At 61.2% G+C, this 23,684-nt stretch carries 23 protein-coding genes, 3 tRNA genes and 1 riboswitch; of the genes, 13 read left to right on the top strand and 13 right to left on the bottom strand.

The features are described 5' to 3' along the window. Positions 1 to 647: 647 nt before the first annotated feature. Both ACSJLU_RS15570 and ACSJLU_RS15565 read right to left on the bottom strand, forming a co-directional pair. Positions 648 to 1,898, bottom strand: coding sequence for a tyrosine-type recombinase/integrase (locus ACSJLU_RS15570; protein WP_049112341.1), 1,251 nt, complete (start codon positions 1,896 to 1,898; stop codon positions 648 to 650). A 161-nt stretch (positions 1,899 to 2,059) separates the two neighbouring features. Beyond that, positions 2,060 to 2,135, bottom strand: a tRNA-Asn gene (locus tag ACSJLU_RS15565). A gap of 338 nt (positions 2,136 to 2,473) precedes the next feature. Between ACSJLU_RS15565 and nac the strand changes: the two genes are divergently transcribed. Next, positions 2,474 to 3,397 carry a nitrogen assimilation transcriptional regulator NAC gene (nac, locus tag ACSJLU_RS15560; RefSeq protein ID WP_149570741.1) on the top strand — a complete coding sequence of 308 codons (924 nt, stop codon included), beginning with the start codon at positions 2,474 to 2,476 and terminating at the stop codon, positions 3,395 to 3,397. A gap of 36 nt (positions 3,398 to 3,433) precedes the next feature. On the opposite strand, the gene ACSJLU_RS15555 is transcribed toward nac, so the two are convergent. After that, positions 3,434 to 4,897: an AMP nucleosidase gene (locus ACSJLU_RS15555; RefSeq protein ID WP_380824790.1), complete on the bottom strand. Its 1,464-nt coding sequence runs from the start codon at positions 4,895 to 4,897 to the stop codon at positions 3,434 to 3,436. Positions 4,898 to 5,034: 137 nt separating this feature from the next. After that, positions 5,035 to 7,338: a phosphatidylglycerol--membrane-oligosaccharide glycerophosphotransferase gene (gene opgB, locus ACSJLU_RS15550; RefSeq protein WP_164099731.1), complete on the bottom strand. Its 2,304-nt coding sequence runs from the start codon at positions 7,336 to 7,338 to the stop codon at positions 5,035 to 5,037. Positions 7,339 to 7,623: 285 nt separating this feature from the next. Here opgB and ACSJLU_RS15545 point away from each other — a divergent pair, with 285 nt between their 5' ends. Further along, positions 7,624 to 8,364 (top strand): transporter substrate-binding domain-containing protein, encoded by a 741-nt coding sequence (locus ACSJLU_RS15545; RefSeq protein ID WP_049205539.1) that lies wholly within the window; start codon positions 7,624 to 7,626, stop codon positions 8,362 to 8,364. Here the strand turns inward: ACSJLU_RS15545 and ACSJLU_RS15540 are convergent, their stop codons facing one another. The 4 genes from ACSJLU_RS15540 to ACSJLU_RS15525 are packed head-to-tail and all read right to left on the bottom strand — an operon-like array spanning position 8,365 to position 11,520. Further along, complete coding sequence (locus ACSJLU_RS15540) at positions 8,365 to 9,300, bottom strand: ABC transporter substrate-binding protein (protein WP_149570742.1); 936 nt, start codon at positions 9,298 to 9,300, stop codon at positions 8,365 to 8,367. A gap of 35 nt (positions 9,301 to 9,335) precedes the next feature. After that, positions 9,336 to 10,103 (bottom strand): ABC transporter permease, encoded by a 768-nt coding sequence (locus tag ACSJLU_RS15535; RefSeq protein ID WP_043140003.1) that lies wholly within the window; start codon positions 10,101 to 10,103, stop codon positions 9,336 to 9,338. Beyond that, entirely contained in the window at positions 10,100 to 10,840 is a 741-nt protein-coding gene (locus ACSJLU_RS15530) for an ABC transporter ATP-binding protein (RefSeq protein WP_025303401.1), read from the bottom strand. Before ACSJLU_RS15530 ends, ACSJLU_RS15535 begins: the two co-directional genes overlap by 4 nt. Continuing rightward, positions 10,837 to 11,520 carry a TenA family protein gene (locus tag ACSJLU_RS15525; RefSeq protein ID WP_043140011.1) on the bottom strand — a complete coding sequence of 228 codons (684 nt, stop codon included), beginning with the start codon at positions 11,518 to 11,520 and terminating at the stop codon, positions 10,837 to 10,839. The genes ACSJLU_RS15530 and ACSJLU_RS15525 overlap by 4 nt, the downstream gene beginning before the upstream one ends. Before the next feature lie 62 nt (positions 11,521 to 11,582). After that, positions 11,583 to 11,685, bottom strand: a riboswitch (TPP riboswitch). Positions 11,686 to 11,834: 149 nt separating this feature from the next. Here ACSJLU_RS15525 and ACSJLU_RS15520 point away from each other — a divergent pair. The 4 genes from ACSJLU_RS15520 to gap all read left to right on the top strand — a co-directional run bounded on the left by ACSJLU_RS15520 (position 11,835) and on the right by gap (position 15,794). Beyond that, entirely contained in the window at positions 11,835 to 12,857 is a 1,023-nt protein-coding gene (locus tag ACSJLU_RS15520) for an LLM class flavin-dependent oxidoreductase (protein WP_025303399.1), read from the top strand. Positions 12,858 to 12,870: 13 nt separating this feature from the next. Then, on the top strand, positions 12,871 to 13,605 hold the full coding sequence (locus tag ACSJLU_RS15515) for an SDR family NAD(P)-dependent oxidoreductase (protein WP_043140014.1): 735 nt from the start codon (positions 12,871 to 12,873) through the stop codon (positions 13,603 to 13,605). Positions 13,606 to 13,731: 126 nt separating this feature from the next. Further along, the gene (locus ACSJLU_RS15510) at positions 13,732 to 14,706 is read left to right on the top strand and encodes a GlxA family transcriptional regulator (protein WP_060433489.1); all 975 of its coding nucleotides are present in this window, start codon (positions 13,732 to 13,734) and stop codon (positions 14,704 to 14,706) included. Between the two features lie 77 nt (positions 14,707 to 14,783). Then, positions 14,784 to 15,794 (top strand): type I glyceraldehyde-3-phosphate dehydrogenase, encoded by a 1,011-nt coding sequence (gene gap / locus ACSJLU_RS15505; protein ID WP_025303396.1) that lies wholly within the window; start codon positions 14,784 to 14,786, stop codon positions 15,792 to 15,794. Positions 15,795 to 15,848: 54 nt separating this feature from the next. Here gap and ACSJLU_RS15500 read toward each other — a convergent pair. Both ACSJLU_RS15500 and mtfA read right to left on the bottom strand, forming a co-directional pair. Beyond that, positions 15,849 to 15,924, bottom strand: a tRNA-Asn gene (locus ACSJLU_RS15500). A 99-nt stretch (positions 15,925 to 16,023) separates the two neighbouring features. Beyond that, entirely contained in the window at positions 16,024 to 16,824 is an 801-nt protein-coding gene (gene mtfA / locus ACSJLU_RS15495; protein ID WP_025303395.1) for a DgsA anti-repressor MtfA, read from the bottom strand. A gap of 92 nt (positions 16,825 to 16,916) precedes the next feature. On the opposite strand from mtfA, the gene ACSJLU_RS15490 reads away from it, so the two are divergent. From ACSJLU_RS15490 to ACSJLU_RS15475, 4 genes are all read left to right on the top strand, one after another. After that, positions 16,917 to 17,006, top strand: a tRNA-Ser gene (locus ACSJLU_RS15490). A 470-nt stretch (positions 17,007 to 17,476) separates the two neighbouring features. Beyond that, positions 17,477 to 18,964 (top strand): UbiD family decarboxylase, encoded by a 1,488-nt coding sequence (locus ACSJLU_RS15485; protein WP_380824798.1) that lies wholly within the window; start codon positions 17,477 to 17,479, stop codon positions 18,962 to 18,964. Next, complete coding sequence (locus tag ACSJLU_RS15480; protein WP_025303393.1) at positions 18,954 to 19,424, top strand: MarR family winged helix-turn-helix transcriptional regulator; 471 nt, start codon at positions 18,954 to 18,956, stop codon at positions 19,422 to 19,424. The genes ACSJLU_RS15485 and ACSJLU_RS15480 overlap by 11 nt, the downstream gene beginning before the upstream one ends. 154 nt (positions 19,425 to 19,578) lie before the next feature. Then, positions 19,579 to 20,211 (top strand): helix-turn-helix domain-containing protein, encoded by a 633-nt coding sequence (locus ACSJLU_RS15475; RefSeq protein ID WP_025303392.1) that lies wholly within the window; start codon positions 19,579 to 19,581, stop codon positions 20,209 to 20,211. Positions 20,212 to 20,268: 57 nt separating this feature from the next. Here ACSJLU_RS15475 and ACSJLU_RS15470 read toward each other — a convergent pair whose 3' ends face one another. Then, complete coding sequence (locus ACSJLU_RS15470) at positions 20,269 to 20,703, bottom strand: DoxX family protein (RefSeq protein WP_049203985.1); 435 nt, start codon at positions 20,701 to 20,703, stop codon at positions 20,269 to 20,271. A 217-nt stretch (positions 20,704 to 20,920) separates the two neighbouring features. On the opposite strand from ACSJLU_RS15470, the gene ACSJLU_RS15465 reads away from it, so the two are divergent. The 3 genes from ACSJLU_RS15465 (at position 20,921) to ACSJLU_RS15455 (ending at position 23,143) form a co-directional block, all read left to right on the top strand. Beyond that, positions 20,921 to 21,121 carry a hypothetical protein gene (locus ACSJLU_RS15465; RefSeq protein WP_016927170.1) on the top strand — a complete coding sequence of 67 codons (201 nt, stop codon included), beginning with the start codon at positions 20,921 to 20,923 and terminating at the stop codon, positions 21,119 to 21,121. A 76-nt stretch (positions 21,122 to 21,197) separates the two neighbouring features. Then, on the top strand, positions 21,198 to 21,596 hold the full coding sequence (gspS, locus tag ACSJLU_RS15460) for a type II secretion system pilot lipoprotein GspS (protein WP_025303389.1): 399 nt from the start codon (positions 21,198 to 21,200) through the stop codon (positions 21,594 to 21,596). A 113-nt stretch (positions 21,597 to 21,709) separates the two neighbouring features. After that, on the top strand, positions 21,710 to 23,143 hold the full coding sequence (locus ACSJLU_RS15455; protein WP_025303388.1) for an EmmdR/YeeO family multidrug/toxin efflux MATE transporter: 1,434 nt from the start codon (positions 21,710 to 21,712) through the stop codon (positions 23,141 to 23,143). Between the two features lie 30 nt (positions 23,144 to 23,173). Here the strand turns inward: ACSJLU_RS15455 and ACSJLU_RS15450 are convergent, their stop codons facing one another. Further along, a complete protein-coding gene (locus tag ACSJLU_RS15450; protein ID WP_019453466.1) occupies positions 23,174 to 23,353 on the bottom strand; it encodes a hypothetical protein in 180 nt (59 codons plus the stop codon). Further along, complete coding sequence (locus ACSJLU_RS15445) at positions 23,350 to 23,535, bottom strand: hypothetical protein (protein ID WP_380824803.1); 186 nt, start codon at positions 23,533 to 23,535, stop codon at positions 23,350 to 23,352. The genes ACSJLU_RS15450 and ACSJLU_RS15445 overlap by 4 nt, the downstream gene beginning before the upstream one ends. Positions 23,536 to 23,684: the final 149 nt, after the last annotated feature.

Genomic DNA, 23,684 nt, shown 5'->3' with positions numbered 1-23,684 from the left:
TTTGTTTGCTCGTTTGTAAGATATAAACAATACCCACCGTAATAAATTCGTCAATTGTCGTGTTAAGGGAACGTTACGTAGCTCTCACTTTTAGTTTCACCTGGCAGCTCTGATGGTTTGTTCGTTTGAACAGTGAAATAACCTTGATTTTTTGCGGTCAGGTAGAAATTAGCTCTGAGCTTGATCTTCTGTATGGAGTTTAAGATTGTTTATTTTGGCAAGGGCAGTTATTTGAAGGGGTTTTATTTGCAAATAATCAAGTGAGATGAACGTGCTGGGGATGTGATACAGAAAGCTCATAATAAATGGTCTCAATGTTTAAGAGACGGTTAATAAAAGCAATTCCCCGCATACATTGGCAGTATGCCATGGTTTATCCGAAATCAAACGGCACTATGATAATAACCTCAGGGGGGATTGTTGAGTTAAATGAACTTTTCGCCTCAACCAGATCTTGTTTCCACATTTCTGATGTTACCGAGATATCCTGCGGCAAAAAATGCGTGGTGAGAATGCCTATCTGGCTATGAGAAATGACTGTGGACCGATCATTTCTATGGCTGTTTATGCAAATTAAAACAGGGTCCATTAGCTGAACCCTTTTTCAAAATTACCAATTAGTCACATCCTAAGGTTCATACCATCTGCTACTGGCGGCCCCTGACATAGGGTGGCACGAATTCCTCTCTGCATCTGTCCAAATAATCTGACCACCATTGCATCATCGCTTTACGGGCATCGAGATATTCTGCTTTATGGATGTAAGCCGCTCGAACGCTGTTACGCTCCTGGTGACTCATCTGCCGTTCAACCGCATCCTGCGCCCATAGGCCAGACTCCATCAGGGCACTACATGCCATTGCCCGAAATCCGTGGCCGCAGATTTCATCTTTTGTGTCATAGCCCATCAGGCGTAGCGCCTTATTGACCGTGTTTTCGCACATCGGTTTATACGGATTATGATCGCCGGGGAATATAAGTTCCTGATGTCCGGATATTTCCCGTATCTGTTTCAGAATAGCAATAGACTGACAGGAGAGTGGAACGATATGTGGAGTACGCATTTTTGCACCACGGCCAGAGTAGCGGACGCCGGGGATGGACTCGCGAGTGGCAGGAATGGTCCAGATTCTATTTTTGAAATCGATCTCAAACCAACGGGCGAAACGCAGTTCGCTGGAACGGATGAATAGGTGAAGGGTGAGTGAGACAGCCAGGCGGGTTAACTCTCGTCCTTGCTTGTAGTCCTCAATGCGTGCCAACAGTTCCGGTAGTCGCTCCAACTGAAGGGCGGGGTAATGACGTTTAACTGGCGGGGCGATGATACCCTCCAGATTTGCCGCGGGATTGTGCTCTATCAACTCCTGATGCACAGCATGACGCATTATGTTGCACATATGCTGCCGGGTACGTGCTGCGACTTCCAGCAGACCTTTTTTCTCAATGCTTTTCAGCAGGTCGATAAAGTGACGAGGTTTCAGTTCAGCTACCGGCAAGTGTCCAATCACAGGGAATATATGATTGTTCATGCTGGCAAGCAGGCGGGATGCGTGGTTCTCAGACCATGTTCGGTTGCTGTTATGCCACTCCAGTGCCACATGTTTGAAGGTTTTTTCTGGTGTGGAAGTGGTTCTTTCAGCAGAGCGCTGTTGTGCTGGATTGATATTTTGCGCGAGGAGTTTACGGATACCATCACGCTGTTGACGAGCATTAGCTAAAGACACGTCAGGGTAGGCGCCTAAGCCAAGGCGAGATTCTTTTCTATTGATACGATATTTGAGATACCAGAGACGTGAACCGCCTGGATTAACCAACAGGTACAGACCATGGGAATCGGAAATTTTGAAGGGTTTAGCGGATGGTTTTAAGTTGCGGATTTTTGTGTCGTTAAGAGACATTTGGGGGTCACTCCGTCATCGAACCAACATGACCCCAAATCTGACCACCAAATTCTCCCGATGCGGAGGGAAAACTAAAAATGCATCGGGAAGATTTTTCGCGCTAACTTATTGAATCTAAATCACATAAGGATTCGCAAAGAGGCATGAAAACAAGAATTTGGCTCCTCTGACTGGACTCGAACCAGTGACATACGGATTAACAGTCCGCCGTTCTACCGACTGAACTACAGAGGAATCGTGTGAACGGGGCGAATAATAGCGGGGCGGTTGCGGCTTGTAAAGCGCGAAAATGCCCGATGCGTCCGTTTGCTGCAAGATTGCCCAACCTGCTGCTTTTTCTCGCTTTTGTCGCTTATCCCGCGCGCAGCGCCGCCGGGTTTCCCGTTGTTTGGCGCATTTGCCTGCCGACGGTGCAACGCCTGCCCTACGTTGTGGCGCGCGCCGTCCGGCGAACGGCCGTTTGCCGCCGTTTAGCCGGCGTTTTAGGCCCTTTGACGACTCTGGCCTGGATCTTGCTGCGGTTGCATGACCGGATTTCGGCATTCTCAATTTAGCGGCTCGCTGGAGGCACTATGAATTTCAGACGTCTGAAGTACTTCGTGAAAATCGTCGATATTGGCAGCCTGACCCAGGCGGCGGAGGTGTTGCACATCGCCCAACCGGCGCTCAGCCAGCAGTTGGCGACGCTGGAAGGAGAGCTGAAGCAACAGCTGCTGATCCGCACCAAGCGCGGGGTGCAGCCGACCGAGGCCGGCAACATTCTCTATGCCCACGCGCAGACCATTCTGCGCCAGTGCGAGCAGGCGCAGAGCGCGGTTAACAGCGCCGGACAGGCGATGAGCGGCCAGGTGTCGCTCGGGCTGGCGTCAGGCAGCACCGCGGCGCAGCTGGCGCTGCCGCTGCTGCAGAGCCTGCGCGATCAGCAGCCGGGTATCCTGCTTAGCCTGCATGAGAACAGCGGCGCGGCGCTGGCCGGGCAGGTGGCCAATCAGACGCTGGACATGGCGATGGTCTACGGCGCCAAAATGCCCGCTGGGCTGCACGCCATCGCGTTGATGCGGGAAGATCTCTATCTGGTGGCGACGCGCGCGGTGCCGCATCCCGGCAACAGCGTCGAGCTGCTGGACGTGGCGCGGCTGAACCTGTTCCTGCCGCGCGAGGGCGATGCGGTGCGCAACCAGCTGGAGGAGGCGATGGCGCTGCGCAAGCTGGCTGCCAACGTGGTGGGGGAGATCGAATCCTCGGGTGCGTTGAGCGCCGCGATCGCCAGCGGGCTGGGGGCGACCGTGCTGCCGGAATCGGTGGCGCGCGCGATGATCGGCCCGGCCAAGGCCTGGATGGCGCGCATCAATGCGCCGACGATGTCGGTGCCGCTGGCGTTGTGCATGTCGGGTCAACAGGCGCTGTCCGCCCCGGCGCTGCTGGTCAAAGACCTGCTGCTGTCGATCGCCGGCGGCCGCAGCCAGGAAAAACGCGCACTGGCACTGGTGCGTTGAGGAAAAAACGGCCCGCCGCAGCGGGCCTGAGCACCGTTACCGGAACGGCGGTTCGTTGAAGGTGCGCAGCTTGCGCGAGTGCAGACGATCGCCCTCGGCGCGCAGCAGATCGATGGCGCAGATGCCAATCTGCAGGTGCTCGGAGATCGCCCCTTCGTAGAAGCGGTTGGCCTGGCCCGGCAGTTTTATTTCACCGTGCAGCGGTTTGTCGGAGACGCACAGCAGCGTGCCGTACGGCACCCGGAAGCGGTAACCCTGGGCGGCGATGGTGGCGCTCTCCATATCGACCGCCACCGCGCGGCTGAGGTTGAAGCGCCGCGCCGAAGCGGAGTAGCGCAGCTCCCAGTTGCGATCGTCGGTGGTGACCACGGTGCCGGTGCGCAAACGCTGTTTGACCTCTTCACCGGGCATGCCGCTGACCATCTTGGTGGCGTCGTACAGGGCGCGCTGCACCTCGGCGATGCTCGGGATCGGGATATCCGGCGGCAGCACCGCATCCAGCACGTGATCGTCGCGCAGATAGGCGTGGGCCAGCACGTAATCGCCGATCTTCTGGCTTTCGCGCAGGCCGCCGCAGTGGCCGATCATCAGCCAGGCACTCGGGCGCAGCACCGCCAGGTGATCGCAGATGGTTTTGGCGTTGGACGGCCCGACGCCGATGTTGATCAGCGTGATGCCCTGACCGGTGCGTGAAATCAGGTGATAGGCTGGCATCTGGTGGTTTTTCCACGCCAGATCGGACACCGCCTGCTCGGGCGCACTGGTTTCCGGCGTGATGTAGGTACCGCCGGCGCTGGAGAGCGCGATGTACGGGCTGGCCGGATCGGCGATCTGCGCGCAGGCCCAGCGCACGAACTCGTCCACATAGCGGGTGTAGTTGGTGAACAGCACGAACGGCTGGAAATGCTCCACCGGGGTGCCGGTGTAGTGCCGCAGACGCGCCAGCGAGAAATCCGCGCGCAGCGCATCGAAATGCGACAGCGGGAAATGGTTGTCGGTGGTGTGATACAGGCCGTCGGCGGTCTCGTCACCGATCTGCGCCAGCTCGGTGGTGGGGAAATGCTGCGCGATGCCGGCGCTCATTGAGCGATCGAGCGCCAGGCTGGAACCGTCGATCACGTAAGGGAACGGGATCTCCTGCTGCGACGGCGCCACTTCAATATGGGAGGCGTAATCGTGTTCCAGCATCGCCAGCTGTTCGGCCAGATAGTGGCGGAACAGCTGCGGCCGGGTCACGGTGGTGCTGTAGCTGCCGGGATGGGTAAAGCGGCCGAAGGCGCGGGTTTTGTTTGGGCCGGATTGCTGCCCGTCCCAGCTGACGCGCAGCTCGGGATACACGAACAGCCCCGCGGCGCGCGCCTGCTCATCCGGCAGGGTGCCGTGGCTGATAAAATCGCTGACCGCCTGACGCAGCGCGTCTACCGCGGCGTCATACAGGGCTTCCAGTTGATCGAGTGCCTGATCGGCGCTGAGGCCGCTGCGAGGTGGGGCATAGCTCATACTTTCTCCTTCGATGTCCCGGCTCTGGCGGGATTGGCGGCGTTTCACCGTCACAGGTTAGCCGAAGAAGGGCGTAAAAGCTTGGTCGAAATGACGGGCGCGGCAAAGAAATTACCGCGCCCGTAGCGTGCCGGGGGTCAGGAGGCGGGCGCGGCCGCTTCGACCTTCAGCGACACCAGCCCGATGCCCAGCTTCTTCGGCGTGAAGCCGCCGCTGGCGCTCTCTTTCGGCTCGGTGGGGGCCGGCGGGGTAATGCTGATCTTCTGCGCGCCGCGCGGGTTGTCGAAGCGCAGGGTGACGGTGCTGTCCTGCTCGCCGAGCGACACGAAGCGCTCTTCGTCGCCGACGCGCACCGAAATCGGTTCGCCGACGTTGTTGCCGTAGGCGCGGGCGCGCAGCACCAGATCAAAGGTCTTCGGCAGCGGGTCGACGTAATCGATGTCGACCGCCGGCGCCAGGTTGGCGTCGGACCAGCGGCCCCACTCCTCGACGGCGGAGACGCCGGTAATGGCCTTCACCTGCTCCGGCAGGCCGGGCAGCATGAACTCGATGGCGTCCGCCCGGTATTTCACCGCCGCGTCGTCCACCTGCAGGCGAGCGACGGCGTTTTGGTAATCGGCGACGCTGTCCGTCGCCGGGCCGGTGAAGTTCACCTTGCCGTTGAAGCGTTCGCCGCTGGCCTGCGCGATCTGCGGCGGCGAGGCCAGGGTGCCGGAGGCCACGCAGATGTCGGTGCTCAGCGCCAGCTGCGGCGCCCAGACCCGGCCGATCTCGTAGCATTTATCGACCCAGACGAATTTCTCCCCCGCGCCCAGCCCGGCCAGCTGTTTGCGCAGCGGGGTGGAGAGGTAGACGTTGAACATCGGTTCGATGCGGTTGTCGCCCACCCGCAGGATGAACGGCACCTTGTAAGTGACGCCGGAGAAGCTGAAGCTGCGTTGGCGCGTGTCCACGCTGTAGTCGCTGATGCGGTTCGGCAGGCCCCACTGGTTGATCACCGCCGGTTTCCAGCCGTTAATTTTCTCTTCGATATTCAGGAACACCGTAGACAGCGACGGCGCCGACAGGCTGCTGCGGCCGAGGCCGATGTAGTTGTCGCCGCCCATCACGTCCAGCACCGTGGCGCCGTTGTCCAGCGTGCTGCGCTTCTCGTTGCGCTGCTCCGCCTGCGGCCGGGTGCCGTCGATGATGAAGAACAGGTTGCGGCGCTTCTGTTTGGTCAGGATGTCGTAGGCGGTGTTGTTCATCGCCAGATGATCGGAGGACACCACGATCACGGTGTTGCTGAAATAGGGCGAGCGTTTGATTTTGTCGATCAGCGCGGCGATGTGTTGCTGGCTGCAGGCCACCGCGCTCAGCGAGCGGTTTTCCTTGTTCTGCCAGGCGTAACTCTTCTTGCTGCAGCCGGCGGAGATAAAGCCGTCCGGGTGATGGGTATCGACGGTCAGGGTAAACAGCGAGAACGGCTGGCGCTGTTTGGACAGCTCGACGAACTTGCCGTACACCACGTCCAGCACGCTATCGTCGTACCAGCCCCAGTCGTTTTTGTAGCTCGGATCGGCGACCTGTTCGCGCAGCTCTTTGAAGCCGTAAATGTGGTCGAAGCCGTGGGATTTCAGGAAGGTGTCTTTACCGGCGAACGCCAGCTCGGCGCCCTGATAGAAAGAGTTGCTGTAGCCGGCGGCCTTCAGCACGTCGCCCAGGCAGACGTTCTCCGGGTAGAAGGTGGAGACCGCGCTGGAGGCGTTGCCGTCGAAGGGCGCGAACAGCGGAATGCCGCACTGTGAGGCGACCATGCCGGCGATGGTGTAACCGGTGCCCGGCAGCTGTTGGGTGTTGCTGAAATCGATGCTGTCCGCGCGCAGGGCGTTCAGCTCGTCGGCCAGGCCGGGAAACAGCTCGGTATCGAAGTAGGTGCGCTCCAGGCTCTCGGCATAGATGTACACCAGGTTCGGCCGCTTGCCCTGCACGGTCTTTTTCGGCGCCTTGTAGTAGGTGGTGAAATCGGCGGTATCGCCGACGATCTGGCTCTTGACCAGCAGCGAGATGTCCTGAAATGCCGGGGTGGTGCCGACCGAAAACAGCGCCAGCAGCACGGCGACGAGGCTGTAGGCCACGCTGCTGCCTTTGGCTTTGCGGCGCAGCAGGCTGCGGGCCAGCACCGCGAAGATAAGCCCCAACGCCGCCAGCAGGCCGATGAACGGCAGCACGTATTTGCTGATGCCCGCGCCTTTGAGGCTGCTGGTGACGGTGTAAATCACCGCGTCGGTGATGCCGTCGCCGGTAAAGTAGTTGCTGGCGATCAGGATGACGTTCAGCACCAGATAGCTGCCGAGCAGCGTCAGCAGAATGGCGAACCACCAGCGGTTGGCGGCGGCCCGGGTGCGATAAATCAAAATCGACGCCAAAAAGAGAACAAAAGAAACGACTGCTAAAACCATCCGCCAAACCCTGTCTGATTGAAAAAACGTTGCTGCCCTGGTCTGCGCCGCCGACCGTGCCGCGGCGCGAAAAGTGAAGGGTATAGCCTATTGCCGGCGGCGGAACAACGCGCGATCTCCCGCTACGGCCGACGAACGGCGGCTATTGTACATTTTTATGACAATAGTGTGACGTTAATCACGCCGACGGCGGCCTCTGCGGCGAAAGCTTGCTGGTCGGAGGTTTCGCTCTACGCTTAATGAGCGCCACGACGGTGCGCCCATCAGCCTTTCACAGGAGGAAGTATGCAGACGATTCCCGCCGCGGTACTCGACGATCTGGCCCCGCAAGGCGTGTTGCGCGCGGCGATCAACTACGGCAATCCGGTGCTGGCACAGGCCGGGGCCGGCGGTAAACCGCAAGGCGCTTCGGTGGAGCTGGCCGCCGCGCTGGCCCAGGAACTGGGCGTGGCGCTCGAACTGGTCACCTATGACGCGGCGGGCAAGGTTTTTGCCGACCTGGACAGCGGCGCCTGGAACCTGGCGTTTATGGCTATCGAGCCGGTGCGTGCGGCGCAAATCGCCTTCAGCGAACCCTATGTGATCATCGAGGGGACTTACCTGGTGGCGAACGACGCGCCTTATTTTGAGGTGGCGCAGCTCGACAGGCCGGAGGTGCGCATCGCGGTCGGTCAGGGGGCGGCGTACGATCTGTTTTTATCGCGCACGCTGCAGCAGGCGCAGCTGGTGCGGGCGGCAACCTCCGCCGAGGCGATCGCGCTGTTTTTCGAACGGGGGCTGGAGGCGGCGGCCGGCGTGCGTCAACCGCTGCTGGCCGCCGCGGCCGCCCATCCCGGCTACCGGGTGCTGGACGGGCATTTCACCGCCATCCACCAGGCGATGGCGGTGCCGCGGCAAAAAACGCAGGGCGCCGCCTACGTGAACGCGTTTATCGAACGCTGCAAGGCCAACGGGTTGGTGAAGGCGGCCTTGCAGCGCAGCGGTCAGGGCGAGGTGACGGTGGCGCCGCCGGCCGCCTCGGCGTGATCAGTCGAGCTCCACCGCGTACTGTTCCACCGGGGTGATTTTCTTGATCAGCTTGTTGTCGAACAGGAACTGTTCGTAAGCCTGGTAGCGCGCGCGATCCAACTTGGCCGGATCGCGGGCGAACAGCGGCAGGCTGGCTTGCCACGCCTGTTTGTTCAGCTCGGTATTCAGCTCTGGGTGCGCCTTGGCGAATGCCAGCCAGGTGTCCTGCGGGTGGGCGTGCAGGTAGTCACTGCCTTGCTTCAGCGCGGCGAGAAATTTGCGGATTTTCGGCTCGTTCACCGCATCGCGGTTGGCGACGATGATCAGCTCGTCATAGGCCGGCACGCCGTAGTCTTCGACGTTGAACACCACCGGTTCTTTACCCTGTAGCTTCAGCTCCAGCGCTTCGATGTTGCGGTAGCCGCCGATCACCGCATCGACCTGGCCCGCCAGCAGGGCGCTGGTCAGCTGGAAGTTGACGTTGATAAGCTTGATGTCCTGCGGCTTGAGGTGCTCGTGTTCGACCATGGTGGCCAGCGTCGCCTGTTCGATGCCGCTGACCGAGTAACCCACCGTTTTGCCCTTGAGATCCGCCGGCGACGTGATGTTTTTGTCCAGCGCGATCACCGTATTCAGCGGCGTGTTGATCAGGGTGCCGACGCGCATCAGCGGCAGGCCCTGATCGGCGAAGAAGTGCAGCTGCGGCTGATAGGTAATGGCGAGGTCGGCCTGTTTGGCGGCCACCAGCCGCGGCGGCAGCGCCGGATCGGACGGCGGCACGATCTTGACGTCCAGCCCTGCGGTCTTGAAGGCGCCGATCTGCTCGGCCACCATAATTGGCGCGTGATCGGGGTTGATGTACCAGTCGAGCACCAGCGTCAGCTTCTCGGCCGCACCGGCCTGGCCGGTGAGGGCAGCGCCCAGCAGCAGCCCGCGAACGGTTTGTTTGATCATGGTCGTTCCTTTATCCCTGGTTATGGTTGCAATCATCAGTCGTTTTCCGGCGCCCAGGCGATCAGACGCCGCAGCAGCGCATCCACCGCGGCCCACAGCAGCACGGTCATCAGCACCAAAATAAACAGCGCGGCGAAGCAGACGTCGGTCTGCATGCGCGCGTTGGCGTTCAGCATCACGTAGCCCAGCCCTTCGGCCGAGCCGACCCATTCGCCGATGATGGCGCCGATCGGCGCGACGGCGGCGGCCATGCGCAGGCCGGAGCCGAAGGCCGGTAGCGCCGCCATCAGCCGCACGTGCCGCAGCTGCGCCCAGCGCGAAGCGCGCATCGTGCGCGCCAGATCGAGATAGTCGTTGTTGACCCGGCGCAGCCCGTCGAAAAAGGCCGACACTACCGGGAAGAAAATCACCAGCACCGCCATCGCCACCTTGGCGCTCATGCCGAAGCCGAACCACAGCACCAGCAGTGGCGCCAGGGCGAACACCGGTATCGCCTGGCTGGTGAGCACCAGTGGCATCAGCCAGCGCTGCAGCCGCGGCGAGAAGATCATGCACAGCGCCAGCGCCGCGCCGAGCAGCACGCCCAGCACCAGCCCGCTGACGATCTCCGAAGCCGTGACCAGCGTGTGCCAGGCGAGATAGCCGCGCCCGTCCCACAGCGCCTGCGCCACCGCGCCCGGCGTGGGCAGCAGAAAGGCCGGAATGCCGCTTTGCGCCGCCAGCCACCACAGCAGCAGCAGGCCAGCAAACACCGTCAGCCCACGCCGCAGGCGGGTGAGGCCACGCTCTTCGGCAATCTTCATTGCGCGGCCCTCACCAGCTGTTGCAGCAGCTCGGCCTGGCTTTTCAGCAGGTCGGCGTCATCCGGCGCGCGCGGCGGTTGCCCGCTGATACGGTGGGTATCGTCGAGGCCCAGCGGCCAGGGCGACAGTACCAGCAGCCGGTGGCTCAGGCGGCAGGCCTCCATCGGATCGTGGGTGATCAGCAGTACGGTATTTTGCGCCAGCAGCTCGGCGGCCAGGCTTTGGATCTCGGCGCGGGTAATGGCGTCCAATGCGGAGAAGGGTTCGTCCATCAGCACGATCGGCTGGCGTTCGTAGAGCGTGCGGGCGATGGCGGCGCGCTGGCGCATGCCGCCGGACAGCGCGGCGGGCAGGCTGCGGCCATGCGCGGCCAGGCCTACGCGTTCGAGCAGATGCGCCACCCACGCCCGATCCGCCACTTCGCCGCGCAGCCGCGAGCCGAGGGCGACGTTCTCTTCGACGGTCAGCCACGGGTAGAGCAGGTCTTTTTGCCCCATGTAGGCGATGCGCCCGGCGATCGGCAAACCGTCGCTGCCGGTCACCGTACCCGAACTGGCCTGCGCCAGGCCGGCGATGATCTTCAGCAGGCTGGTTTTGCCGGCGCCGCTGGCGCCGAGCAGGGCGACGAAGCTGCCGCCGGCGATGTCGAAGCTCAGCCGGTCGAAGACGATTTGCTGACCGAAACGCAGGCTGAGATCCCGCACCTGGATGCCGGGTGGGAGAAGCGGGGAGGTCATGAGGCGTTCAGCCCCATCTGCCAAAATGCCGATTCCAGCTGGGTGGCGGTGGTGAAAATCTGCGCCAGCTCGGTGAAGCGGCCTTGTGCGCCGCGCTGGTGGCCGACGGTTTCCAGCAGTTCGATGGCGGCACGCACGCCGGCCAGATAGCCCTCGTCGCCGTAGTTGCGGATCCAGGAGGCGTAAGGATTGCCCTCCATCTGAGTGGCGGGATCGTGCAGCAGCCGCAGGCCGATTTCGGCATAGCCGGCCACGCAGGGCAGCAGGCCGGCCAGCAGATCGAGGGCGTCGCCGGCATGGCCGATATCCAGCACGTAGCGGGTGTAGTTCATGGTTTCCGCCGCTTCCGGCTGGGCGGCGATCTGCGCTTCGCTCAGCCCCCATTCGGCGCAGTAGGCCACGTGCAACGGCAGTTCGGCGACGATGCCGTTGAGCGAGGCGGTGGCGGCGCGCATCTCCGGCAGGGTGCGCAGCTTGCTGACCAGCAGCGCGTAGGCGCGGGCGAAGTGCAGCAGAAACAGATAGTCCTGGGTCAGGTAGCGGCGAAAAGCGCGTTCAGGCAAGGTGCCGGCGGCCAGCTGCTGCAGAAATGGATGATCGACGTAATCTTGCCAGTGGCTGCCGGCATGGTGGCGCAGCCGGCCGTAAAGACCGCTTTCGAACAGGGTAGTGATGGACATGGGACCTCCTTGAGTCAGTGGAGATCCGGGCACGCTGGGGTATGAACAGGCAACGGGTGAGAGCGTTGTTGCCTAACCGTCCCTTCGCTGGCATGACCCAGATCAGGTTCAAAGGGTTCGGCTTGCGCCATCTCAGCCCGTAACAGGACACCCCTCGGAGCTGCTTGTTATACGACATTTGTTTTTTGATTACAATCGCCGGGCGGTGCGGCGGCAATCGGTTCGTTTAGTGCGATCGAGGGTGATTTTGCTGGCGCAAGGCGCGCGGTTTTTGTCACTGTAGGCTCATGTTTTGCCTCTGAGGATGATGCCCGATGAAAAAGATTGGTTTTCTCTCGTTTGGCCACTGGTCGCCTTCCGCCCAGTCCGGCACCCGTTCCGCGGCGGATGCGCTGCTGCAGTCCATCGATCTGGCGGTCGCCGCCGAAGATCTGGGGGCGGACGGCGCCTATTTTCGCGTGCACCACTTCGCGCGCCAGCTGGGATCGCCGTTCCCGCTGTTGGCCGCCATCGGCGCCAAAACCCAACGCATCGAGATCGGCACCGGCGTGATCGACATGCGCTATGAAAATCCGCTGTACATGGTGGAGGACGCTGGCGCGGCGGATCTGATCGCCGGCGGGCGGCTGCAGCTTGGCATCAGCCGCGGCTCGCCGGAGCAGGTGATCGACGGCTGGCGCTATTTCGGCTATGCCCCGGCCGACGGCGAAACCGATGCGGACATGGCCCGCCGCCATACCGAAGTGTTCCTGGAAGCGCTGCGCGGCGAAGGGTTCGCCGAGCCCAATCCACAGCCGATGTTCCCGAATCCGCCCGGGCTGCTGCGGCCGGAACCGTTTTCCGCCGGGCTGCGCGACCGCATCTGGTGGGGCGCCGGCTCCAATGCCACCGCCGTCTGGGCGGCGAAGCTCGGCATGCACCTGCAAAGCTCGACGCTCAAGAACGACGAGACCGGCGAACCCTTCCACATCCAGCAAGCCAAGCAGATCCGCGCCTACCGCGCCGCCTGGCAAGAGGCCGGCCACACGCATGAGCCGCGGGTTTCCGTGAGCCGTAGCATCTTCGCGCTGGTGGATCAGCGGGATCGCAACTACTTCGGCGGCAGCGGTAAGGAAGGCGACCAACTGGGGTATATCGATGCGCAAACCCGGGCGATCTTTGGCCGCAGTTACGCCGCAGAACCTGACGCGCTGATCGAACAGCTGGCGCAGGACGAGGCCATCGCCGAAGCGGATACCTTGCTGCTGACCGTGCCTAACCAACTGGGCGTGGATTACAACGCCCACGTTATCGAATCGATTTTAACCCATGTCGCGCCGGCGCTCGGCTGGCGCTAAACGGAGGAGCTGGATGTCACGCATTTTCATTACCGGCTCGGTGGACGGGCTGGGCCGCGCCGCCGCGCAAACGCTGTTGGACGAAGGGCATCAGGTGATTCTGCATGCGCGTGAGCCCGGCCGTCTGGACGCGGTGCGCGATCTGCTGGATCGCGGTGCACAGGCGACGATCGGCGATCTGTCCGATGTGCAGCAGATCCGGCAGCTCGCCGAGCAGGTCAATCGCCTCGGTCGCCCGGACGCGGTGATCCACAATGCCGGTATGTTTACCGGACCGCAGGTGATGCCGGTGAACGTCATAGCGCCCTACCTGCTGACGGCCCTGATCGAACGCCCCAAGCGTATCGTCTATCTGAGCAGCAGTATGCACTTTGACGGCGTGGCGGAACTGAACGGCGTGGATTGGCTTGGCGGCGCCGCAGGCTCTTATTCGGACAGCAAACTGTTCGTCACCGCGCTGGCCGCCGCCGTGGCGCGCCTGTGGCCTGACGTGATCAGCAGCGCGGTCGATCCCGGTTGGGTGCCAACCAAAATGGGCGGCGCGGACGCGCCCGACGATCTGGCGCTGGGGCATGTGACGCAGGCGTGGCTGGTGAGCAGCGATGAACCGCAGGCCCTGGCGTCCGGCGGCTATTGGCACCATCAGCAGCGCCTCGAACCCCATGCAGCGGTACACGACGAGGCGTTTCAAACGGCGCTACTGGCGCAATTGGCGCGCGCCGGCGGGGTGAGCTTGCCGCAGGTTTGAATGGCTATTCCTTCCAGGCCCGTCGAGGTTATCGGCGGGCTTTTTTATGCCCGCAGGGTGAACCCGCGGCGCTTTTCTTATACAGTGGTTGTCTGGCCTGTTTTGCTCTTTCTTGTAATTATCGCCATGCATACATTCCTGATTATCGTCCCTGAAGGGGGCATGCTGTTCGAAGCGGCGGGCATCGCCGATATTCTGATGCAGGCTAATCGCCTGAGTTCCGCCGAGACGCCGCTGTATCAGATCGCGGTCGCCACTACGCAATCTCACCGGGTGGTGCACGGCCTGTCCGGGCTGAGCCTGTTGGCTGACCATCGCCTGGCGGATCTCGATCCGGCCCTGCCGCGCGATACCGTCATTGTTGCCGGCAAGGGGGCAACCGAAGAAGAGGGCGCCCTGGTGGCGGATTGGCTGCGCCGCGCGGCGCCGCAGACGCGCCGTATCGCTTCGGTTTGCGGCGGGGCTCTGCTGCTGGCCGAGGCCGGGTTGCTGGACGGGCGGCGGGCGACCACTCACTGGCGGCTGGCGGAAACGCTGCAGGCGCGCTTCCCGCGGGTGCAGGTTGAAAACGGCCCGATCTACGTGCAGGACGGGCCGATTTGGACCTCCGGCGGCGTCAGTTCCGGCTTCGATCTGACGCTGGCGCTGGTGGAGGATGATTACGGCTTCGTGCAGGCGCGCGAAGTGGCGCAGGATCTGGTGATGTTTCTGCGCCGCCCCGGCGGGCAGGCGCAGTTCAGCCGCTACCCGCTCAACCAGGCCAAATCGCCGGGCCCGATCCGCGACCTGCAGTCCTGGATCCTGGAAAACCTCGCCGACGATCTCAGCGTCGATCGGTTGGCCGAACGCGTGGCGATGAGCCCGCGCAACTTTACCCGCGTATTCACCCGCGAGACGGGCATTTCTCCCGCCAAATTCGTCGAAGAAGGCCGGTTGCATACCGCCAGGCAGCGCCTGGAGCAGAGTGCGCAAGGCATCGAGCAGATCGCCCTGGCCACCGGCTTTGGCAACGGCCTTAACCTGCGGCGGGTGTTTGAGCGCAAACTGCAGCTGACCCCGAGCGAATACCGCGAACGCTTTCATGCGCGCAATTTGGCGTAAATTGATCGGTAAACGTCATTTACGCCGCCTCGGGGCAGGGCTAGAGTTGAGGCAAAGCCCAAAACGAGGAGTGCATCATGGTGAGAGTAGGCATTAATGGATTTGGCAGGATCGGACGCAACGTGCTGCGCGCGGCGCTGGGGCGCAGCGATTTTGAAGTGGTGGCGATCAACGATCTGACGGACAGCAAAACGTTGGCGCACCTGCTGAAATACGACACGCTTTCCGGCACGCTGGCGGCCAGGGTGGAAGCCGGCGACAACCAGCTGCTGCTGGACGGCCGGCCGATTCAGGTGTTTTCGCAGCGCGATCCCGCCGAGATCCCCTGGAGCAGCGTGGGCGTTGACGTGGTGATCGAAGCGACGGGCTTCTTTACCGACAAGGCCAAGGCGGAAGTGCACATCACGCACGGCGGCGCCAAGCGGGTGATTATCTCGGCGCCGGCCAAGAACGACGACATCACCATCGTCATGGGGGTTAACGACCAGCTCTACGATCCGGCGCTGCATAAAGTGGTCAGCAACGGCAGCTGCACCACTAACGGGCTGGCGCCCGCCGCGCAGGTGCTGCATCAGGCGTTCGGCATCGAATACGGGCTGATGAACACTACTCACGCCTATACCAATAGCCAGGCGCTGCACGATCAGCCGGAAAAAGATCTGCGCGGCGCGCGGGCGGCGGCGGAATCGATCGTGCCTTATTCCAGCGGCGCGGCCAAGGCGCTCGGCAAGGTGATCCCGGATCTCGACGGCAGGTTGACCGGTTACTCGCTGCGGGTGCCGGTGCCGGTCGTCTCGATCGTCGATCTGACGGTGACGCTGAAACGCCCGGCGACGGTGGAAGAGATTAACGCCGCTTTCCGCGCGGCGGCGGCATCCGGCCCGCTGAAAGGGATCCTGGGCTACAGCGATGAACCGCTGGTGTCGAGCGACTACCGGGGTGATGCGCGTTCGTCGATCATCGACGGGCTGTCCACGCTGGTGATCGGCGGCAATCTGGTGAAAGTGCTCGCCTGGTATGACAACGAATGGGGCTTCTCCAATCGGTTGGTCGATCTGGCGCTGCTGATGGAAAAACGCGGGCTGTAAACGCCCCATAGCAAAAAGCCCGCTTAAGTTTCCTTAAGCGGGCTTCTCTAAATATGGCTCCTCTGACTGGACTCGAACCAGTGACATACGGATTAACAGTCCGCCGTTCTACCGACTGAACTACAGAGGAATCGTGTGAACGGGGCGCATGATATCCAGCGGCCCCGGGTGTGTCAACGCTAAATTGCCCCAGGCGGTGCGACTGCTCGGTATCTGAGCAATAAGCCCGTCAATCAGCCCATTGCGCGTCGTTTTCCACCTGGCCGCGCAACAGGCGCGCCAGCGGATCCTGGCGGTAGAAGCGGCAAAAGTGCTGATACAGCGCCGGGAAGCGTTCGGCCAGCAGCTCGGGAGCGCTGAAGAAATACTCCGACAGCACGGCGAAGCACTCGGCCGCATCGGTGGCGGCATAGGCATCCATGCTGGCGGCCTCTTCACCGACCATGTCGATCTCGTCCTGCAGGCTTTCCATCGCGGCGTGCAGATCGTGCTCCCAGGCGGCCACCTCGCGCAGTGGGATCGGCGGTACGCCGGTGGCGACGCCGCCGTTGCGCATATCCAGCTTGTGCACCGCTTCGTGGATCACCAGATTGAAACCAGAGAGATCGAAAGAGTCCTGCACGTCTTGCCAGTTGAGCACGATCGGCCCCTGTTCCCAGCTTTGGCCAGACTGCACCACTGGCCCCGAGTGCACCAGGCCGATCTCGTCCTGCCATTCGTCTTCCACCACGAACGGGGTGGGGTAGAGCAGAATTTCGTTGAAGCCGTCGAGGCACTCCGCGCCGAGTTCCAGCACCGGCAAGGCGAACAGCAGGGCGATGCGCGCCTGCATTTGCGAGGTGAGCTGCAGCCCCTGCAGCGGCACGATGCGCTTTTGCTGCAAGATCTGCCCGGCAACGGCCACCAGCCGCTGCTGCTCCTGCTCATTCAGCGGCGAGAGCAGCGGGATCGCCAGCGCGTCCTGCCACTGGGCCTGAGTGTCTGCCTGGGGTTGAGAGGGTTGAGTCGCTTTCCACGGCCATTTAATCATCAGGTTGCTCGTAAAGTCGTCACTTGAACGTTCAGCGGTGTGCTAATGCTGTAAAAATGCCGTAAAAGCGGGCATGATAGCAAGCGTTGTTAGGAGAGATGCCGGAGCGGCTGAACGGACCAGTCTCGAAAACTGGAGTAGGGGCAACTCTACCGGGGGTTCAAATCCCCCTCTCTCCGCCACTTTACCCCTCGTTGTTCCCTATCGAATCAAAATCCTTTTCTTTCGCTAATGCTTGTAAACCGTTCGATCTGAAACCGGTTTGCGTTGGCCGAGATCCTTTTCCGCATTATAACCCGTGCAATATCAACGAATAGCATTTTGCGATTATGTTCTTCATTTTGTGAGCCATGTTGCGCTTAAACCCGGTGCGGCGCTTGTGGTAAGCCCATTGCCAGGCGCAGGCCAATCATGCTGAAGGTGTGAAACCGCCACGGTGATAATGCCTGCCGGCAGGGGCGTGCATGGCCTGACTCCGCTATCCCTTGAAGCGTTTGCCAGACTGACAACATGCCCAACATCTCCAGGGTAGCGTGTATTTACACGCGATTTTTCGTGCACTAATATGTGTGCACATGCACATAAAAACGGTCTCCTCTCCGCCGCGATGGGAATAGAAGGGACTGAACGCCCGGAAACTGGAGGATTTGCCATGAGTTTGCTCGATTGCGCACTGGATTTTCGTCACTTCATTGAGGAGTTGCGTCGCAGAAACGATTTGGTCGACGTGCATCAGCAAGTTTCCGCCGACCTGGAGATAGCGGCTGTCTGCCGCCGGGTCTATGAGCAACGGCTTTCGGCTCCGCTATTTCATCATGTGGCGGGCGCGATGCCGGGGGCTCGCATTCTCGGCGCGCCGGCCGGCATGCTCGCTTCTGCGGAACATGCCTATTCTCGCCTCGCCCTCCATTTTGGCCTACCGCCAGAGAGCTCCCCGCGAGATATCGTGGCGTCGATTCGCCGGGCGGTGAAGGCGGAACCGCTTGCCCCCGATTATTGTTCGACCGGCCCGGTGAAAGAGAATATTTGGCGAGGTGACGAGGTTGATCTGGCACGCTTCCCGGTGCCTCTGCTGCATGAACGGGATGGCGGGCGCTATTTTGGCACCTACGGGTTCCATGTCGTGCAATCCCCGGACGGGAAGTGGCACAGCTGGGGCATCGGCAGGCTCATGATGCTCGATCGCAATCGTCTCACCGGCCCGGCAATCCCCACCCAGCACATCGGCATGATCCGTGAAATGTGGCGTCGGGAAGGGAAACCTACGCCGTGGGCGATGGTGCTCGGGGCGCCGCCTGCCGCGGTGGCGGTCGCGGGGATGCCGTTGCCGGCCGGCGTCAGTGAGCCTGACTATGTCGGCGCGTTGCTCGGTAAAAGTGTCACGCTCACCCAAGCGGAAACCAACGATCTCTGGGTGCCGGCCAATGCGGAAATTGTGCTGGAAGGTGAAATCAGCCTGACGGAGACGGCGCTGGAAGGGCCGATGGGGGAGTATCACGGCTATCAACACCAGCAGGGCCATGAACAGCCGGTGTTCCATGTGCGTGCGGTGACGTTTCGCGATGACCCCATTTTGCCGATTTGCGTCGCCGGCACGCCGCCGGAAGAAAATCATACGATCTGGGGCACCATGATATCGGCCCAACTGCTGGAAACCCTGCAGAGCGCGGCATTGCCCGTCGACTTTGTCTGGTGTTCCTATGAGGCGGCGACCTGTTGGGCGGTGGTCTCCGTCGATATCGAAAAACTGGCCGGAATGAAGACCAACGCGGCGGATTTTGCCGGCAAGGTGGCGGAAGTAGTCTTCGGCTCGCATGCGGGCTACTTGATCCCCAAACTGATTCTGGTCGGCAATGACATTGATATTGTCGATATCAATCAGGTGGTTTGGGCGTTGGCTACGCGCTCACATCCGGCGCGCGATCATTTTATTTTCCCGGACGTACGCGAGTTCCCGATGGTGCCGTACCTGTCGGAAGAAGACAAGGCGCGCGGCAGCGGCGGCAAAGCCATCATCAACTGCCTGTTCCCCGAGCAGTTCAGCGGCGTAACACGTGCGAGTACCGCCTCTTTCAGGCACTCGTATCCGGAACAGGTCAGGGTAAAAGTCGAGGCTAACTGGAAACAGTATGGGTTCTGAAAAAAAAGACAGGCATAGCGGCCGACAGGGAATGGGATTGCCCGACGGTGCGCTTTACAGGATGACGGAGGTGGTGCGTCACCGCGAAAAACGGCTGTCTGCGTTACTCGCATTGCAAGGGCTCAGCCTCCATGAGTGGCGCGCGTTGCGTATTCTCTACAGTTTTCCGGGCGACGTGGCCATGAGCGAGGTGATAGCGCATTCGCAGACCGATCGCACCGCGCTAGGCCGTACGATCACCCAACTGGTTAATCGGGGGTGGGTCGCGCGCTTCCCCGATCCGGAAGATAAGCGCGCGGTATATCTGCGCGTCATGCCGGCGTCTCGCCCCATTTTTGACCAGGCGAGGCAATGGGTGGCGGATTATGACGCCCAGCTGATGGCCTGCCTGGATGACGCGGGGCTCAGTGCCCTGGATGACGCGTTGCAACGCATGATGTTGTTTATCGATACCCCTTAGCTATTCCGGTCCCAGTTGCGGAGAAAACGCTCGGTGGCGGGGGCGCCGTTTTATCCCGCTGACCGCATTCTGCTGCACGATGCGGTGTTGTACTGTTGACCGCAGGTAAGGTAATTTGCTGATGGCAATGATGACTGACGCGGGGGCAACGGACATGAACGAAAGAATCGACTACCACATCGAGAAATACCATTTCGCGCCGCTGGATGAAGCCCCGCGGCTCGCGCACCAGTGGAGCGAGGTGTTGAACGAGTGCCGCGAGACGCAGGCCGGGGCGGAAGAGCGTCTGCGCATTGCGCTGCTCAATGTGGACTACGTGACCAGTTTCGAATTGCCATTTCGCTTATTGCTGGTGCGGGCACCGCAGCTGATTGCCGGCCTGCGTGATGAGTTGTCGATCAGTCAAAAAAATGTGGTGTTCAACGGCAAGCGCTTTGGCTGTGTCTACAGCCTGAAAAGCGATTTGAGCGGCGTGCCGGAGGCTTTCCAATACGGCCTGTCGACCCGTATTCACCGAACATCTGCGTCGGGCGTGGATGCGCTGCCTTACCGGGAAATTGCCAAAGCGCTCAAGGCGCCGCGTGAGCGGCTTAAGCTGGCGCTGGAGCAAGGGTTGCCGGTGACGGCGCTGGATGGCTTGTTTTGGTTCGGCATCCAGCGCATTGCTGCCGAGGTGCGCAGGCTAAGAAAAACTGGCATGGCGATCGTGACGGCGGAAACGGAGATCTTCGACACCCTGACCGGCACGACGCGCAAGGTCCCAGTGTACCGCCTGGCCGAGAGTTAAACGCCGTTTCCGCACCGAGGAGGTTCAAACCAAGAACCTCCCTATTAATGCTACCGCTTACCGATAGGCTTCATTACGCGCGATCGTGTATTTGCCGCTGCCCAGCAGCAGGATGGCGAGCCCGCCCATAAAGAACACCAGTTCGTTTTCAATGCCCCAGGCGCCGACGTCAGTGACGCTGAACACCTTGCCGGTGCCCACCATCAAAAATGCCACCACCAGCGTAAAGGCGTAAACCAGCGCGGCGGGGCGGGTGAACAGCCCCAAAATGATCAGTATCGGCGCCAGGATCTCCCCTACATACACGCCGTAGGCGATGAAGGCGGGCAGCCCCTGTTCCTGCAACGCACCGGCAATCCAGCCGACGCCGTGCTGAATTTTCGCCACGCCGTGAAACAGCATCAGCCCGCCGAAGGTCAGTCTGAGTGCCAGCTTGCCGGCGTCCGGACGATCAAAAAGGCGCGTGAACAATGCATTCAATGACTTAACCATGGCCCTTCCTCCTGAATAGGAATGATTTTCAATCAATATATCAATAAGGTGAATGCGAAAGATGTTCTGGATCAGTAAAACGGCGGACTTTACGCCGAATCACCGGGTGAGATTTAGCGGGTGCTTCACACGGCAACGCAGGCTGTCCCCGCGACCCAAATCGCGGTAAAATGCAGCAGTTCACCTTATCGCACGTCATCAGGCCGTCGTACTCGCTATGAAAATGCGCAAACCCCGTCGTCCGCCCGGGCGGTGGATTTATTACATCCTGCATGAAGACATGCTGTGGCCCTGCCCGGTCAAATGGGAGTGGGAGAGCGGCTATAACGCCTGGCTGCCGTTTTATTATTCCCCTACGCTGGAATTCGTCGCCGGCAACCCCGCTCGCGCCACCAAGGTCAGCAGCGGCCGGCGCTAAGCGCGCTGCCCGCCTTGCCGCCCGGCATCCGCTCACCTAAGATAATTGCATCACCCACAGGTTTCCGGGAGCGCCCATGTCTACTCTGTTTCGCACGTTTCTTTGCGGCGCGGTGGCGTTGCTGCTGCTTGCGGGTTGTCAGCAGACGGCGCATCGACCGGCGCCGCCGCTGCAGGCGCAATTGGATCACATCGCTCTGATGCTGGCCGGCGGGCATTTCCTGCGCGTGGACTGCGGGCGCAGCGACGTGCCGGACGACGTGAAATTGCAACGCACCGCGATGCGTGCGGCGCAGCATCGCGGCTGGGATACGCATGCGGTAGGGTATCGACAGTTGCCGACGCTCACCCAGGCGCGTTACCTGACTCTGCAGCAGGACAATCAGCTGCTGACGGACAAATGCGCCACGCTCAGCCGCAGTACCGCGCGTTTTATCGCGGCGGCGCAGGCCGATCAGGAAGACTACATGGAGTAGCGTTGGGTAAGCCTGTCGGGCGCTCGTTACGGGCGCCTAAAAATTCTTTGCAGGATAACGATTTATCGATCATCATTTGAAATGATGTTTCACTTTTATCCATCGAGCCCACCTTGAATCTGTATGCCGCACTGCGTCAGCGCGTGGAAAATACGCCCTGGTACGCCAAACGGAAAAGCTACCGCGTGCTGTTCTGGCGCGAGATCACGCCGCTGGCGGTGCCGATCTTTCTGGAGAATGCCTGCGTTTTGCTGATGGGGGTGCTGAGCACCTTTCTGGTGAGCTGGCTCGGCAAAGAGGCGATGGCCGGGGTGGGGCTGGCGGACAGCTTCAACATGGTGATCATTGCCTTTTTTGCCGCGGTGGATCTCGGCACCACCGTGGTGGTGGCCTTCAGCCTCGGCAAGCGCGATCGCCGGCGTGCGCGGGCGGCGGCGCGTCAGTCGCTGGTCTTGATGACCGGCGTGGCGGTGCTGTTGGCGGCGGGCATTCACCTGGCGGGCGAATCGATCATCGATGTGATCGCCGGCGCGGCGTCGCCGGAGGTGAAAGCGCTGGCGCTTTCTTACCTGCAGACCACGGTGTGGAGCTACCCGGCGGCGGCGATTGCGCTGATCGGCAGCGGCGCGTTGCGCGGCGCGGGTAATACCAAGATCCCGCTGCTGATCAATGGTGGCATGAATATCCTCAATATCATCATCAGCAGCATCCTGATTTACGGCATGCTCGGCTGGCACGGGCTGGGCTTTGTCGGCGCCGGGCTGGGGCTGACGATTTCCCGCTATATCGGCGCCATCGCCATCCTCTATGTGCTGGCGATCGGCTTTAATCCGGCGCTGCACATTACGCTGAAAAGTTATTTCACGCCGCTCAAGATGAGCATCCTGTGGGAAGTGTTGGGGATCGGCATTCCCGCCAGCGTCGAATCGGTGCTGTTCAACGGCGGCAAGCTGTTGACGCAGATGTTTGTCGCCGGCATGGGCACCAACGTTATCGCCGGCAACTTCATCGCCTTCTCCATCGCTTCGTTGATTAACTTGCCGGGCAACGCATTGGGATCGGCCTCGACCATCATCGTCGGTCGGCGGCTCGGCAAGGGCGAGATCGGTCAGGCGGAGCGGCAACTGCGCCATATTTTCTGGCTATCGACCCTTGGGCTGACCGCCATCGCCTGGGGCACGGCGCCGCTGGCCGGGGTATTCGCCGCGTTTTATACCTCGCAGGATGATGTGAAAACGGTGGTGAAAACCCTGATTTGGCTCAACGCCGCCTTTATGCCGATCTGGGCCGCTTCATGGGTGTTGCCTGCCGGGCTGAAAGGCGCGCGCGACGCCCGCTTTGCCATGTGGGTGACGATGCTCGGCATGTGGGGCTGCCGCGTGGTGGCTGGCTATGTGCTGGGTATCGAACTGGGCATGGGCGTGGTGGGCGTCTGGTTGGGGATGTTCTTCGATTGGGCGGTGCGCGGCGCCTTGTTCTACTGGCGCATGATCAGCGGGCGCTGGCTGTGGAAATATCCGCGGGCCAAACGCCGGGAGGCCGAGTAACGTCGGCCGCGGGGCACCGGCGAGATGGCCTCAGTATAAAAGCGTCATCGCGCTGAAGAACAACAGCGTCAACGCGATAATGATGACGTTTTGCGTGGCTTTGCGCACCAGTCTGCTGGCGCTCAGTCGGCTGTCGATGACGTAGAGCAGCGGCACCATCAGCAGCACGTAGGCGAACATCAGCATGGCGGTAAAGGGTTGCAGGTTCATTTATGCTTCTCCTGTACGTCATCATGGCCGACCAGGTGCACCAGCACCGCCTCCGTCTGATGGGCCAAGCCAATAAAGGGCTGGGCGACAGGGGGATCCGCTGCGAACGGCAGGCCGGCGCGCCGCGTGTTCACCGCCGCTTGCAGAATTTTCTTTCTATGCTTCCGAGTATGGTCGACCATGCGCCTCCGAATAAGGCCGCCCGTAGGCGGCTGATCGTAGTATTACCATTAAGCTGGAGTAGGATTGCAGGCCGCTGCCGGGGCCATGCATTCATAATATTGCGAATGATAACTATTATCAATAATGAAAGTGAAAAAATTAAGGGTAT

The sequence above is a fragment of the Serratia bockelmannii genome, from assembly GCF_051803255.1.
Classification (GTDB): domain Bacteria; phylum Pseudomonadota; class Gammaproteobacteria; order Enterobacterales; family Enterobacteriaceae; genus Serratia; species Serratia bockelmannii.
Note: the sequence above shows the minus strand (reverse complement) of the source record. Positions and strands in the feature narration are given on the sequence as shown.